The organism is Weissella muntiaci, from assembly GCF_008107635.1.
Classification (GTDB): Bacteria; Bacillota; Bacilli; order Lactobacillales; family Lactobacillaceae; genus Weissella; species Weissella muntiaci.
This window is the reverse complement of the sequence record NZ_SDGZ01000010.1, coordinates 221,867-237,743: the sequence shown is the minus strand read 5'-3', so window position 1 is coordinate 237,743 and position 15,877 is coordinate 221,867. Positions and strand designations below refer to the sequence as shown.

General features: G+C 43.2%; 8 protein-coding genes. 7 read left to right on the top strand and 1 reads right to left on the bottom strand.

Annotation, left to right across the window (positions count from 1 at the left end; all coding sequences use genetic code 11):
• From ESZ50_RS04060 to ESZ50_RS04035, 6 genes are all read left to right on the top strand, one after another.
• Positions 1-628 (top strand): InlB B-repeat-containing protein (locus ESZ50_RS04060; RefSeq protein ID WP_148622319.1); only part of this gene is annotated, 628 nt, incomplete at its 5' end.
• A 446-nt stretch (positions 629-1,074) separates the two neighbouring features.
• Positions 1,075-1,383 carry a hypothetical protein gene (locus tag ESZ50_RS04055; RefSeq protein WP_148622318.1) on the top strand — a complete coding sequence of 103 codons (309 nt, stop codon included), beginning with the start codon at positions 1,075-1,077 and terminating at the stop codon, positions 1,381-1,383.
• Positions 1,384-1,801: 418 nt separating this feature from the next.
• Entirely contained in the window at positions 1,802-2,635 is an 834-nt protein-coding gene (locus tag ESZ50_RS04050) for a MetQ/NlpA family ABC transporter substrate-binding protein (protein ID WP_246111507.1), read from the top strand.
• Between the two features lie 16 nt (positions 2,636-2,651).
• Entirely contained in the window at positions 2,652-3,176 is a 525-nt protein-coding gene (gene msrA / locus ESZ50_RS04045; protein ID WP_148622317.1) for a peptide-methionine (S)-S-oxide reductase MsrA, read from the top strand.
• A gap of 198 nt (positions 3,177-3,374) precedes the next feature.
• A complete protein-coding gene (locus ESZ50_RS04040; RefSeq protein WP_148622316.1) occupies positions 3,375-3,641 on the top strand; it encodes a hypothetical protein in 267 nt (88 codons plus the stop codon).
• Entirely contained in the window at positions 3,638-4,978 is a 1,341-nt protein-coding gene (locus ESZ50_RS04035) for a multicopper oxidase family protein (protein ID WP_148622315.1), read from the top strand. The genes ESZ50_RS04040 and ESZ50_RS04035 overlap by 4 nt, the downstream gene beginning before the upstream one ends.
• A 74-nt stretch (positions 4,979-5,052) precedes the next feature.
• Here ESZ50_RS04035 and ESZ50_RS04030 read toward each other — a convergent pair whose 3' ends face one another.
• On the bottom strand, positions 5,053-6,501 hold the full coding sequence (locus tag ESZ50_RS04030) for an amino acid permease (RefSeq protein ID WP_148622314.1): 1,449 nt from the start codon (positions 6,499-6,501) through the stop codon (positions 5,053-5,055).
• Positions 6,502-7,168: 667 nt separating this feature from the next.
• Between ESZ50_RS04030 and ESZ50_RS04025 the strand changes: the two genes are divergently transcribed.
• Positions 7,169-15,607 (top strand): hypothetical protein, encoded by an 8,439-nt coding sequence (locus ESZ50_RS04025; RefSeq protein ID WP_148622313.1) that lies wholly within the window; start codon positions 7,169-7,171, stop codon positions 15,605-15,607.
• Positions 15,608-15,877 lie beyond the last annotated feature (270 nt).

Sequence of the window (15,877 nt, the reverse complement as noted above, 5' to 3'; positions counted from 1 at the left end):
CCATGACGGAGCGTTGGTCGTACAACCAACTGATCCAACCAACGGAAGTTGGGCATTTACAGGCTGGTATAGCGATGCGGGCTTAACGACACTATGGAATTTCACGAGCGATACGGTTCCCGCTGGGTTAGCGAATAACACATTAGCGCTGTATGCAGGCTGGCAGACAAATGTGACCTACGATGCTAACGGTGGAACTGGAGCACCAACGGATACGGCTAACTATGCGCCGAATGCAACGGTGACTGTACCAACAACCGTACCAACGAAAGCAGGTTATGATTTCACGGGTTGGTTATTACCTGACGGTAGCACGGTAGTCCAACCGGGCGGTAGTTTTACAGCGACAACTGCTAATCCAATTTTGGAAGCGCAGTGGAAAATGAGTGCTGTAGTTCAGATTGTGGATGGCAATTCTAGTGAAAGGATTGTGAATAACACGACCAGCAACTCTGCTAACTTAGCAGAATCAGTGCATGTGGATGGGATTGAGACTAAAGCAAAAGTACTTCCTGAGACTGGTGAGGAGCAAGGTGAAACGCTTGTATTTGCAGGAGTCTTGACGTTAGTTAGTGCGATCTGGTTGATGCTCTTAGGTAAGGATGTTTCTGAAAAAGGGCGGGATTAAAATAATTTGAAAGACTGGCTTGATGAATCGGAGATCGGTTTATTAGGCCTTTTGATTTACTTGGGAGTATCAGAATTGACTGACAGAACTACAACGTTCATTGGATAAATGAAAGCGTTTCAGATGGCAGTAATCATGAATATCCTAAATATCGTACTTTTAGACCAAATCGCTATACCAATTTATAGAGTTGAAAAGTTGGACACATTTATGACAAAGGTTCTATCTTTTTGATATTTCAATATTATAAATGTTGAACAATATATTTGTTTTTATTCAATGTATTGAAAAGCAAAAATAATCCGAGCAAAATGTAATGATAATCTATATACATTACCAAAGTGAGGTTGTATAACTATTATGCTATTAATAGTTTCAAGCAAGGGACGCTTTGTTTAAAATTTCTGATATTTTGCATGAGAGCATTTAATAAAGAGGAAACAACTATGTTAGGCATTAATAAGCGAAGTAACAATCAGCGTGATTACTTAAGAGAAGTTTTAACAGGAGCGGATGAGAGCGCACTTGAACAAAAACGACGTAATAATGGTGCGAATTCAAATGATTTAATTGATACGAAATTAAACTATTTATTAGACTTAATCACTGATGAAATGGGCTTGGATATAGATAGTGAAGATTATGATCTAGCAGGTATTTTGATCACTAGTGATGAGGCGTTGGCTGTTATAAAAGATATTTTGACGATTAAAATTGCATATGCCAAAAGCACTGAGTTGGCTGGAATTAGCTGAATTTAGAAAGTGACTAAAATAATTGGATCAGTTTAAGCAAAACGTGTTGACAAATCCATGAGAAAATTCTAATATAATTTTAATGATTAGCAAATAAACGAGTAAGTAGGAGAGTAGCTAAGAAGAATTTCTAAAGCGAGCGAGATGTTTGGTGAGAATCTTGTGGAAGGGAACTTAGTGAAGATGGCCTACCTATTGGCTGGTACGAGCGATGAGTAAGTTCCGGACGGGTTTGGTCACCGTTATCAAGACACACGTATAGAACGCCGGCTTTTGTACGTTGTGAGGGGTGGTCAGTGATGACTGCTTTAAAGAGAATGGTACCGCGTTTAAACGCTTCTCTATGTTGTTGGGTTCAATAACATAGAGAAGCGTTTTTTTGTTAATGATAAATAAAAGAATTGAGAGGTTTGAAGAAATGGAAGTTTCGAAACTAGAACGAACAAAATTCTTGCTTGTTTTTATAAGTATGTTGGGGTTGCTCTTGATGCCGTTAGTTGCCCATGCGGACAGCGATACGGTTAAAGTCGGTTTGGTAGGAACGGCAGATCGGCCAGTTTGGAATCAAGTTGCCAAGGCGGTTAAGAGCAAATACGATATTAATGTTAAATTCACGACATTTACAGATTATAATCAACCGAATCAAGCGTTAGTGAAAGGTTCGATTGACTTAAATTCATTCCAAACATGGAACTTTTTTGCGGATCAGAATAAACAATTAGGCGACAAGTTGGTAGGTCTAGGGAAAACTTATATTACGCCGATTAAGTTGTATTCTAAAAAGTTAACTTCGATTAAAGAGTTAAAACATGGCAGCACGATTGTTGTACCAAATGATCCTTCGAATGAAGTTCGGGCATTGAAGGTTTTGGCAGACGCTGGGTTAATTAAATACGATCATAAGATTACGTATCCGACAGTCAAAAATATTACCGATAATCCAAAGGGCTTGAGTTTCAAAGAGGTTGCGGATGATCAAACGGTGGCTAGTTTAGCATCTGAAGATGCGGCAATTGTTAATACGAACTATGCGCTTGATGCGAAGTTATCACAGAAGGAGGTTCTATACACTGAGCCAGTTAATAAACAAACTGCAGGATATATTAACTGGATCGTTGCCAAAAAGGATGAGCAGCATAATAAAACGTACGCAAAGATTGTCAAAATGTATCAAACGGCTGCGACCAAGCGACAAATGAAACAACTTTATGGACAAAATGAAATTGCTGCATGGGATATTACTTTAAAGTAAGGAGTGGATTTGTAAGATGACAGAAAAGATAGCAATATTTGCTGGTGGTTGCTTTTGGTGTATGGTTGAGCCATTCGAGAATTTGCAGGGAGTTAGGTTGGTTCGGTCAGGTTATACTGGTGGACATAAAGATTATCCAACTTACGCCGAAGTGAAGGCACATTTGACGGGGCACACAGAGGCAGTCAAGATTTGGTTTGATGATGCGATTTTGACTTATGAAACTTTGCTTGATTTATATTGGCAGAGTGCTGATCCGACTGATGCGATGGGGCAGTTCCAAGATCGCGGTGATAATTATCGACCAGTGATTTTTGTCAATTCAGAGGAACAAAGGTTGTTAGCTGAAGCTTCAAAGGATGCTTTGGTACAGTCTCAACGTTTTGGAGATGCAAAAATTGTTACCAAAATTGAAGTTTCTCAACCTTTCTGGGAGGCTGAAGAAGAACATCAACAGTTTTATCAGAAGAATCCAACATTATATGCGCGTGAGCATGCAAGTCGAGAACGGTTTTTTAATGAACATTGGCAAGAAAAATAATGTCAGATTTAAGATGAGACGTCATAGATTTTCTATGGCGTTTTTTATATGGATTACTCTCAAAAAACACTAAGGGGAGAAATTTGTCCGGTACTTTGGATAAAGAAGCTCATTTTTTTGATTGGGTAGATAATAAATTTGCGTGGTGAAAACAAAACGCTTTATTTAGCAAGTAGAAAGTAGAGGTTAATATTTATTATGATGAATCTATGGTTTGATGGTGGTTATGGCAGATTTGATTCTTTAGGTAGTAACTTGACGCTCTTACTGTTTATAATAATTGGCGTGATCATCTACTTGATTTGGCGAGATAAACGGCATCATACGGATTCGCAACATCTGAATACAGTTTCAACGAAAGATCTTGAAGATGAGTTAAAACGGCGTCAGAGTAACGCGGATTTGGTACAACAGATTGTGGATTTGAAGGGGCAGTTGCAATCGCTAAAGGATCAACAAAAATGAGATTAGCTACCAAGATTATTCTGACGATTATTTTGGCGGTGATTGCGATTGGGCTTCTAATGGGACAGTTCTGGGATTTGCTATTTAGTCCGTTTGCTGCAGCGGAAAAAGGAGCGACGGACCCATATAATATTACAAAAGTACGACCGCAGTCGAAATATACAGTTAATATTATTAATACGAAGATGAAGTTCAACAGCCAAACGATTAATCGGTATGTTTATTCAAATAGCCAAAATGTAATTTATCCCGCTGGTCAACCGATCGTCCTTGCGGCTGGTAAGCGGGTCACTGTGAATGTTAAGAACGCATCTGGTACAGCGACTAATGTTCATTGGCATGGCTTGACGATACCAAATAATATGGACGGAGCACTCGATAAGATTGATAATGGCTCAAGCAAAACTTTCGTATTTACACCAACAGAGACGGGAACATATTGGTATCACTCGCATTATCGTCCTGTTGAGACGCAAGTTGGGAAGGGGATGTTTGGACCTTTAGTTGTTAAGTCGGCGGTCGATGATAAATACAATTTGGATGAGTTGTTAATCTTATCTGACTTGCCAAATGGTTATAGCGGAATGATGGGCAGTCATGCTGATACAAACTTGGTTAATGGTCAATTGGTACCACCAGCTTTGCAATTGAAAGGTGGTCAGCTTGGTCAACTTCGATTCATTAACGCTTCTGCGGATAATTCGAAGACAGTTAAATTACCATTTTCAGTTAAGGTTACGCATAAGGATGGTTATGCCTTGGCAAAGCCTTATTCAACTCATACTTTGAAGCTTTATCCAGGGCAAAGAATTGACGTTGAGGTTGCTTTGGCTGGAACGGAGAATCGGCACTATCAAATTCTGGACGGCTCAGTCAAGATTAGCCTAGATTATATTGGTAATCATATCAAAAAGGGAAAGTCCCTCTTTACCCCAGCTAAAGCGAGTCCAGTTGATCAAGCGTTACTTGAGAAAACGCCTGACTTTACACTAGCTTTAGCGGGTAATATGAATGGGTGGACGATTAATGGTCAAGTCTATCCAAATTTGCCAACAATGCAGGTGAAGGTGGGGCAAACGTATAAGGTTCGATTTACTAGTCCGGATGGAATGATGAGCTATGACCATCCGATGCACATCCATGGAGCACATTTTCAGGTGATTGCGGTGGATGGACGAGCAACCAACGACGAGACTTGGTATGACACTTATCCGATGAAGGCTGGTAAAACAACGGATATAGCTGTTAAGTTTGATTTGCCAGGAGTTTGGGTGGTACATTGTCATATTTTGGGGCATGAGGATGCGGGGATGATGACGAGTTTTACTGCTAATTAAAATGAAAAAACGATTTGGAAACTGTTAAAGTTTTTCCAAATCGTTTTTTTGATATAAAAGATTCGATTGTTGAATTAGAAGGTAATCATACCAGTGAATAAGCCAATTAGGCCGATAATCGCTAAGGCGATTACGATCAAGCTAGCACCCCACTCAATCCCAGTGAGGTGTTCGCGACGCTCGGCCTTTCCTTTGAAGAAGAAAGGAAGTCCAGCTGACCACACGATTGCGGCCAACAATAGGTAACGTAACCCAGCGCCATAAATCATGAAGATTACAAAGCTGACGGCAATACCAGCAAAGATTCCTTCACGAATCCGACCATGATTATCTTGATAGCCTTTGCCGGAAATGGCTGACTTAAGTGCATAAATTGAAGAAAATAGGTAGGGAATCAAAGCCAATGAAGTTGAAAATGATAGTAGAACGATATAACCCGCATTCCAAATTCCAGCGATGATCATTAAGACTTGGGTAATCCCAGTGGTGATCCATAATGAATTAATGGGTGCTTCGTGACGATTGAGACCGTTAATCCACTTAGTGGTAGAACCACCGCGACCTGATAGGCGGACCTCTTCAGCGCTGAGTGTAACCCAGGCGATTAATGCCCCTAGAACGGAAATGATCAATGAAATATTGATGAGCATTCCACCCCAAGGACCAACCATTGATGACATCAAGCCGGCCATTGAAGGATGGTGAAGTAAGGAAATTTTTGAGGGAGCCATTAATCCTAAAGCGAGGACCGTTGTACCAACTAGTAATGTAATTACAATTACGGCACCGATCATGGTTGCTTTTGCGACGTCGCTAAGTTTACGAGCACGCGTAGCGAAGATTGTACCAGATTCAACACCAATCAAAGTCCACATTGTTGCTAAGAGGACGGAACGGCTTTGCGTGAAAATTGATGCATGTCCATATTTGCCAGTGACTGGATCTAAAATTGTCGTTGAGCCAAATGTGTTTAAGAATGTGTGCACATTGAAATGAAAAATTGCCAAGATTATGAATAATGCGATTGGAATGACTTTAGCGACCGTTGTAATGTTGTTTACGGTTGTACTTGAACGAACACCGCGTAATACCAAGAAGTTGATTGTCCATAGGACAACCGAGGCAACGATCACGGCAGGCCAAGTCGTTCCTTCACCAAAGAATGAAAAGGCACCGAAAGCACCTAAGGCGGAGAAGATGACGACTAGATATGAAGCATTACCAATTGCGTCACCAGCGCCATGCCCAAAAGCACCAATGAAACCACCGAAGTGTCCAAAGGCACCTTTAGACCAACCATAAATTCCATCGTCAATATCTGGTTGGCGTAGGGTTAAATTACGATAAACGGAAACTAAGGACAGCATCCCCATTCCGACAATTAGCCAACCAATCAAGATTCCTTCAGCATTCGCACCAGCCGTTAGTGTGGCGGGCAAGGCGAAGATTCCAGATCCGATTGATGAACCCACGATTAAAGCAGTCAGCCCAAATAAGCCGACCTTACCATCTCTCTTTTCCATGTTAATCAATACTCCTATAAATCAGAAAAAAATATATGTTTAAGTTCAAATGAACTTGGATTGTAGTAGATTGAAGACTTGTTCTCTCAATAAAGACCTCAATTAACGTAAGCGCTTACATTCGTATCATACGCTTTTAAAAAAGTTTGTAAATGCTTTAACATATCATTGATATGTTTTTCATTTCTTAAGATTGTTAATTTTGAGACTTGAAATAGTATTTTCTCGTTTAGTGGTGTATCTTGGATTGTTTTAATTAATGATTAATCAAAGCGAAGCATAATAAGGATGATTTAACGCGGTGTCTCTTTGGCATATCAGACTGTTGCTGAATTTTTGTGAGATTAAATATATATTTATTAAATAAATTTTATGAAAAAGTGTGGTATTATTATTTCTATATATTGATTATTTATCTTGGACTGAATATCAGGAATTATGTGATCTACTACGATGAATATAAAATGCTCATAACGGGGGGCGAGGGTTCGCTCGTTTATGACGTGAAACATAGTTAAGAAGTTCGCATAAATTTCTCATTAGAGAATGTACATAGCGTTTTGCGTGTACTTAAAGAGCGAATGGTGTAAAAAAGCAGTATCAGGCATTAAAAGTGACTTCATGGGTCGATTGAATACGTACTGTTTTGTATAAGAGGGTATGAAAGATGCATTTAATAGGATTATCAAAAAAACGTTCAATTCAAGCACTTGGTGTGATTGGCTTTTCAAGCTTTATCATCTTTTTTAAGTCGGACGTTTTTGCTGATAGTGTATCGACTGGTAACATAGATGGACCGGTGGCTGTTGCGACAAGTGAGGGCGGAGCGCCAATTACAAGTACTGTAGTGTTAGCGAGCACCGCGTCAACCACGGTTGATTCATCAGTGGCAAGTTTGGATAGCGCTGATTCATTGAAAGCAGCTAGCTTGGTTGACGCATCAGCGGCCGCAAATACTAGTTCAATGGCAGTTAATGGAGTCGCTACCAGTCAAGCGTCTAGTACACAGAGTGCTGCTGGTGCACTTAGTTCAAGCGTAGACTCCATAAATGAATTATCTAATGTTGCGAGTGCGATTGATTCAAATTTGAGCACCGATGCCGTTGGGGTTCAGGCAAATGGTAATGTTACCGATGATTTTACGGATGTAACATCTTCGACAGCCAGTTTGGACTATTTAGTTGTTGGCGATACAAATGACGCAAATACGATTCAGCCAGTGACGGCGACTTTAACAGATCAAACAACTGGTCAGATTCTAGATACTGAAAATAGCACTGCGTTTGTTGATAATGCCGGAAACGCAAGTGGAACCATGGCATTTAAGTTTGCCACGCTGGCGATAGCAGAGGATGTTCTCACAGCGACCATGGCATTTGCAGACCCGATAACGCCGACGGGAACCGCCAGTACAGCTCTAGGTTTGAATAATACAGGTTCAACCGGCATGGTTGGTGGAAGTGCTGACCCAAATAATCCAGTCTTTAGCCCGGGTAACTTTATTCCAGCAACGGTGTTGGCAGGTACCAACACAACTGCACCAAGTACGTTGCCGAGTTTTACGCAAATTACTTATTATAATTTTCTAATGAGTAACATTTCTTCTGGTAGTACAAAGACGAGTGCTGTGACAAATGCCGCTTCAACATCCACTTTAGGCGCAATTACGCCGATTGTTAATGCACTGGTTTATGTTAAAGATCCAGCTCAAGCAAGTCCTATTGAATTCGAAGTGAACTATCTGACAGGTGTTGCGACGCCAGTTACGGCAGCTGTTGATGGTGGTGTCTTAACGATGTCAGTTCTTAATCCAGATGGAACAACGAGTTCGACGATTAATCCACTTGTGGCAGGGGCCTACCAAGTTACCTACACCTATCAACCTGCAACGGGAGCGAATGCAGGAATAGCAGTTTCAACAGCTCCAAGTAATGCTGTCCATTCGACCACTCCGCTAACGATTCACGTTGTTGCTTCGCAAATCCAGTTTCCGGCATCAGCAATAACATATACGCCGGCAAAACCAATCAATGTACCTGGCACAATCATGGATTGGACTGGGGTTTCTGGAGTGGGTCCGGCAGCAGTCGAAGCACCAGTAAGTATGCCGGCAGGAAACTATGGTACTGAGGTTGCAAATGGTTTTCCGACCGGTCCGGCAGCAACCTTGACAGTGCTTGATGCAAATGGCAATGTGATGCCGTTGACTGTGGCGGCCAATGGTGTAGCTTCCTTTGTTCCGGCGGCAGCGGGTGCAACTTCTTATACGATTAAATATTCTTATCAATCAATTCATGACCTCAATCCGATTACTGGAACGCAGGTCATAAACGTTGCGCCAAGTTTTATTTATTCAATTTCACAGACCACGAGCACGGGTACGTTGGTTAGTTTTAGTTCCGCAACCTCGGGACAAATTGACACGATACCAACTTTAGCGCTTCGACAATTCGTATCAACATGGGTGGTTGGTTATGGAGATGGTGGATTATTGCCATATCCGACAATTGTAGTTAATGACCCTTATAATGGTTCCGCAGCAGCAGTTTCTTACACGTTGACTGCGTATGCAACTGGTGGGGTTGTAGCGCCACCAGCTGGTTTTACACCGGCAGATGGTGGTGTTCTTTCAGTGACGATTGCAGGGCCGAACAATGCAACAACCTTTAACTCCAATATTGCTGGCGTCTACACTTATACTGCAACTTATTCCTATACTGATCCGATTACAGGTTTAGCTCAGCAACGGGTGGTTGGTTCGTGGCCAGTTACTGTTTACGGTTCGGCGATTTGGGCGCCACCTACCGCTACAGCAACTGAAGGAGTCCCGGTTAATCTAGCAACCTTGGCTGGTACGACAAGTATCACGCCAAGTACACCAGTTGTTGCAAATGGGCATGTTACTTTACCAGCTACTAGTCAACCAAGTATTCAAGATTTTACTAGTTCAACCAGTACAAATATGTATGGAACTACGCCGGTGGTTGGCAATTATGGTGTTGAGTATACGGACGGTCAAACGCCAATGGCGCATGGAACAGGTGCCGCGGCAACAATCACAGTGACTGATCCAACAGGGAGTTTGGTTACTGTGAATGCTGATGATACATTTACACCAACTTTGCCAGGAAGTTATACCGTAACATATAGTTACCAATCGACAGCTGATACAAAGCCACGGACGGCCGTGACAGTTATTAATGTGGGGATCGCAAATGAGACGATCGCTGCAACTACGACTGGATATATAACGACAACTGGGCCAACTTCACTGACTTTTGATGATACTGGAGCAAGTGTTGATACAACCTTCACCGGCACAGATATTACGACCGGGGCAACTGATACAGTTGTTTTAAGTAAAATTCACTCATTGGGTAATCAATTGACGGCAACGTATACTGTGCTCGATGCTAGTGGAAATCCAATGCTTGATGCGAATGGGGCGCCGTTAGCAGGTAGTGCGGTTGCTTTGCAGGATGCAAATGGAAACTGGAATTTTAATTTGATCTATGTTTCTGCAAGTGGTTATGATGCAGTTGGACCACGACCTTACACGGTTGATCCGACCGGTAATACAGTCACCTACACAGCAAGTAATGGTCATATTGTGACTGAAGATGTTAGTGGATTAAAGGTTGGGGTGCCAACGGTGGTTGGTTACCAAGACAACACAATCAACTTAGCGGTAGCGAATTTTGGATCAATCACGCCTGCCTTACAGAGCGTCGTTACGTTGAATGCGGATGGGAGTTATACCATCAATAACCTGCAGGCAACATATGAGGGTGGGAGTACTTTGTATCCGCTCGTCAACGCGGCGCAAGGGACAACTATTGATAGTACCGGTAAGTTACTTACCGGAGTTCTTTTGTTGGTTGATGCACCGAACCCGTTAGAACCAGGACAAAATCAGGCGACGATTCAGTTAGTAGGTACTGATGCAGGTGGGACGACAAATACCTTCCAAATTGTTCCGGCGGCGCGTATTCAAAGTACGACAAATTATCTTGGAGACCTAAGCCAACAGCCGAATGCGGCTGATCTGATTCCGTATCGGCCGACTAATTTCATTAGTTCAGACAGTTACATTAACGAAATTGATGGCGTTGATAATTTTGTTGCACAAAAGGGGATCTTTACCAATAATTCGATAATCACAACGATCAATAATGGTTACTTTACAATGAACACTGCTGAGTGGGGGATGCAGAATCTGAACAACAATGGTTGGTTGAACGGTGTATTCTTCATTTCATCGAGCACTTCAGCCAATGGGTCGCAGGCGTATGCAGTATCGAATAATACTAGTATGGTTGGTGGATTACAGTCGGGTCCGGGAAATGTGGCTGGAATTACTTATTTACGTGATAGTAACGGGAATATTACTGGAGCAGAGCCATTGTTGGTCAATTTGATTCCGCTTGCAGCTGGACCAGTCTCTAGTCCAAGTGCTGCTGGTTATACCTATAAACTAACGCAAAATATGGCTGCACCAGTTGTTCCGGCAATTGGAACTTTTAATGCGACAACTGGTGTTTGGAGTTTTACAGCAATTAATGACGGTGTATTGTTATCGCAACCAACGCTTGCTGGTACTGTTAGTTTAGATGCAACGGCCAATTTGACTTCGGAAAATGACGCAAACTATATCGTGACTTACGATGGTCAGACTTACCAGATTGTTAATTCAGCAACTAATGGATTTGTCCCAAGTTATACGACTGATAGTACTGGAAAGATTGTAACTGGTGTTGCTTCGGGAGCTTATATGACGCCGGTCACCGTGTCTTCAACTGAGAGTGCAGTGATTAATTTCACGGTTAGCTATTCAGCAGTCAGCGCGAGCGGAACGGTGCTGGGTACTGGAACACTTACATCGTTGCCGATTTCAGCTAATGTTGACGAACAGGGTAACTTGAGTGGTACTCTGACAGAAACGGCACCTTATGGTGTCCCAGGGACTCTAACGTGGACGGTTAGCGGTACAACAGCAGCGCCGATTGTGACAGCAACCGTTAACACGCAAGCTAGTGGTGGAAATACTTATCCAATGACTGCGGTCAATCCAGTCGCAACGGTAAGTCTGCAAAAGAATTATGCGGCCGCAACTGGACCGACTTATAATGTTTCAGCTAATTTTGATACAAATAACAATCAGTGGATCTTTTCATTAGTTCCAACTTTAACAACTAGCAATGGAACGGTTGATCAGGGAACGACGGTAAATGTTGGCGATTATGGAATGGTCAATGATTTGAATGATAGTTTAGCTGGCACGACTTTTGGTGTCCCTGATGTAAATGGTGGCTTGGTTACTATCTCATATCAGGGACCAGATGATAGTACAAGCACGATCTTGCCATCTGGGGTAAGTAGCTTTGTTGCGAGTGAGTCCGGTAACTATACAATTACCTATAACTATTCCAATGCAACGACCGGTCAGGTGGCAACAACTGCGACTGCAACGGTTAATGTGATAGCGGATCAAGCTCAAATTACTGCTAATGACAGTACGATTGATCAATATAGTACGTTCGATCCCTTAGCTGATGTGACGGTTTTGAATTCAGACGGATCGGCCTTTGCTGTTAATGGTCTGGTAGTATCAAGCTCTGTTGATACAACAACCCCTGGCGTCTATCCGGTGACTTATAGCTTTACAGATCTTTTTGGCAATTCGATTAGTAAGACGGTTAATGTAACGGTGGTAGCAGTTCCAGCTACTACTGATATAAGTTATTTGAACAATGACAGTGCAAGTTCTGCGGTGGTTGATAATCCGGCGACAGTTGTCGGAAATGTTGGCGATACCATTTCGGTACCAGACGCTCCTGTTGCAACGACGGTGGTGCCAGGTAACAGTGTTGTTACTGGTAAGTTAGTATCAATTACTTATAATGGTGTGCCAGTAACGGTTGGCGGTAAAATCGTGCTAACGCAAGGCGGCGCACTTATTTATAATTACAGTTTTAAAGAGCCAGCGACAACGAATGTAAGTTATCTAGCGAATGGTACAACGGATCAAGCAACGACGACGCAACCGGTAACGATTACAGGGGATGTCGGTGATACGGTTATAGTACCAACAGCGCCCAACGCGACAATGGTAGCGCCCGACGGAAATACCATGACGGGCGAGTTGGTGAGTGTAACGTATAATGGCGTGCCAGTAACGGTTGGTAATGGTATTGTGCTAACACAGGGTGGTGAGCTTGTTTATAACTATACCTTCAAGGAACCAGCGGCGACGAATATAAGTTATCTAGCAGATGGTACGACGAACCAAGCAGTGGCGACGCAACCGGTAACGATTACAGGGGATGTCGGCGATACAGTTATAGTGCCGACAGCGCCCAACGCGACAATGGTAGCGCCTGACGGAAATATCATGACGGGCGAGTTGGTGAGTGTAACGTATAATGGCGTGCCAATAACGGTTGGTAGTGAAATCGTGCTGACGCAAGGTGGCGAGCTTGTTTATAATTACAGTTTCAAAGAACCGGCGACAACGAATGTAAGTTATCTAGCGGATGGTAAGACGGATCAAGCAACGACGACGCAACCAGTGACAATCACCGGAAACGTCGGCGATACGATTACAGTACCAACAGCACCAAATGCGACGATGATAGCGCCTGATGGAAATGCCATGACGGGTGAGTTGGTGAGTGTAACGTATAATGGCGTGCCAGTAACGGTTGGTGCGGGAATCGTGCTAACGCAGGGTGGCGAGCTTGTTTATAATTACAACTTCAAGGAACCGGCGACAACGAATGTAAGTTATCTGGCTAATGGCACGACGGATCAAGCAACGACGGCGCAACCGGTAACGATTACAGGAAACGTTGGCGATACGATTACAGTACCAACGGCGCCTAATACAACGATGGTAGCGTCTGATGGAAATACCATGACGGGCGAGTTGATAGGTGTAACGTATAATGGCGTGTCAGTAACGGTTGGCAGTGAAATCGTGCTAACGCAGGGTGGTGAGCTTGTTTATAATTACAGCTTCAAGGAGCCAGCAACAACGAATGTAAGTTATCAAGCCAACGGTACGACGGATCAAGCAACGACGACACAACCAGTGACAATTACCGGAAACGTCGGCGATACGATTACAGTGCCAACAGCACCTAATACAACGATGGTGTCATACGATGGAAACATCATGACAGGTGAGTTAGTGGGTGTAACGTATAACGGCGTGCCGGTAACGGTTGGTAGTGAAATCGTGCTAACGCAGGGTGGTGAGCTTGTTTATAATTACAGCTTCAAGGAACCAGCGACAACGAATGTAAGTTATTTGGCCAACGGTACGACGAATCAAGCAACGACGACGCAACCAGTGACAATTACCGGAAACGTCGGCGATACGATTACAGTGCCAACGGCACCTGATGCGACGATGGTGTCATCCGACGGAAACATCATGACAGGTGAGTTAGTGGGTGTAACGTATAACGACGTGCCAGTATCGGTTGGTGCGGGAATTGTGTTAACTCAGGGTGGTGAGCTTGTTTATAATTACACCTTCAAGGAACCAGCGACAACGAATGTAAGTTATCTAGCCAACGGTACGACGAATCAAGCAACGACGACGCAACCAGTGACAATTACCGGAAACGTCGGCGATACGATTACAGTGCCAACGGCACCTGATGCGACGATGGTGTCATCCGACGGAAACATCATGACAGGTGAGTTAGTGGGTGTAACGTATAACGACGTGCCAGTATCGGTTGGTGCGGGAATTGTGTTAACGCAGGGTGGTGAGCTTGTTTATAATTACACCTTCAAGGAACCAGCGACAACGAATGTAAGTTATCTAGCCAACGGTACGACGAATCAAGCAACGACGACGCAACCAGTGACAATCACCGGAAATGTCGGCGATACGATTACAGTGCCAACGGCACCTAATACAACGATGGTGGCACCCGACGGGAATATCATGACAGGCGAGTTGGTGAGTGTAACTTATAATGGCGCACCAGTAACGGTGGGCAGTGAAATCGTGCTAACGCAGGGTGGCGAGCTTGTTTATAATTACAACTTTAAAGAACCGGCGACAACGAATGTGAGTTATCAAGCTAACGGTACGACGGATCAAGCAACGACGGCGCAACCGGTAACGATTACGGGGAATGTCGGTGATACGGTTACAGTGCCAATGGCACCTAATACAACGATGGTGGCGCCCGATGGGAATATCATGACAGGCGAGTTGGTGAGTGTAACGTATAATGGCGTGTCAGTAACGGTTGGTGCGGAAATCGTGTTAACGCAGGGTGGCGAGCTTGTTTATAATTACAGCTTTAAAGAACCGGCGACAACGAATGTGAGTTATCAAGCTAACGGTACGACGGATCAAGCAACGACGGCGCAACCGGTAACGATTACGGGGAATGTCGGTGATACGGTTACAGTGCCAACAGCGCCTAATGCAACGATGGTTGCTCCTGACGGAGATATCATGACAGGCGAGTTAGTGAGTGTGACGTATAACGGTGTACCAGTGACAAGTGGTGCGGACATTGTATTAACGCAGAATGGCGAACTTGTTTACAACTATAGTTTCAAAGAATCAGCGACGACCAATATCAGTTATATGGTTGATGGCACGAGTAGCTTGGCGAATGTAGGGCAACCGGTAACAATCACCGGGAATGTTGGCGACGTGATCACGGTGCCGATTGCACCTAAGGCAACAATGATAGGATTGTATGGCATTGAAATCGGTGGAGTGTTAGTTTCTGTGAGCTATAACGGTGTAGTGGTTGAGCCTGGCTCTACCATAGTTTTGGTTCAGAATGGTCGGTTGGTTTACAGTTACTATTTTGCGTCCGCAATTCTACCTACCCCGGGCGGTGTTGGTGATGCGATTAGTTCTACACCTAACTTGAGTTTATCTGAAAAAGAAGCTGATCATCAAAATATCGCAGCCGAGGTGCACCGACACCAAGAATCGTTTATCTTGCCGAAAACGGGTTCTACCTCGGGTAATCGGTTTGATGCGATTAGATTGCTCGGGCTTGTATCAGCAGTGATTGGCGGTCTCCTGAACTTTGATTTAATCAAGACCCGTAAGAATGACGATTGATCAGTGTGGATCTAATTTAATTGTTGCAAAACCACTTATCATGTCATATTTGTTAGTGATGGGCATGATGCGAATAAGAAAATAGTTATGCAAAGCTGAACTCTTAATTTGAGTTTGGCTTTTTGTTTAGAAGGGATTTAAATAAGTTCTATGGTGCTGTCTGATAAAACAGACTTGGTTAGTTATGATTCATAAGAGATTTACTGATTATGATATGAATAATGCTAATCGCGGAACTGGATGGAACCTTGGCTTAATACCAAAATTACC

Excerpts from the sequence above, each read along its gene's own strand:
- ESZ50_RS04055 (WP_148622318.1), top strand. The coding sequence starts at position 1,075 with ATGTTAGGCATTAATAAGCGAAGTAACAATCAGCGTGATTACTTAAGA.
- ESZ50_RS04050 (WP_246111507.1), top strand. The coding sequence starts at position 1,802 with ATGGAAGTTTCGAAACTAGAACGAACAAAATTCTTGCTTGTTTTTATA.
- msrA (WP_148622317.1), top strand. The coding sequence starts at position 2,652 with ATGACAGAAAAGATAGCAATATTTGCTGGTGGTTGCTTTTGGTGTATG.
- ESZ50_RS04040 (WP_148622316.1), top strand. The coding sequence starts at position 3,375 with ATGATGAATCTATGGTTTGATGGTGGTTATGGCAGATTTGATTCTTTA.
- ESZ50_RS04035 (WP_148622315.1), top strand. The coding sequence starts at position 3,638 with ATGAGATTAGCTACCAAGATTATTCTGACGATTATTTTGGCGGTGATT.
- ESZ50_RS04030 (WP_148622314.1), bottom strand. The coding sequence starts at position 6,501 with ATGGAAAAGAGAGATGGTAAGGTCGGCTTATTTGGGCTGACTGCTTTA.
- ESZ50_RS04025 (WP_148622313.1), top strand. The coding sequence starts at position 7,169 with ATGCATTTAATAGGATTATCAAAAAAACGTTCAATTCAAGCACTTGGT.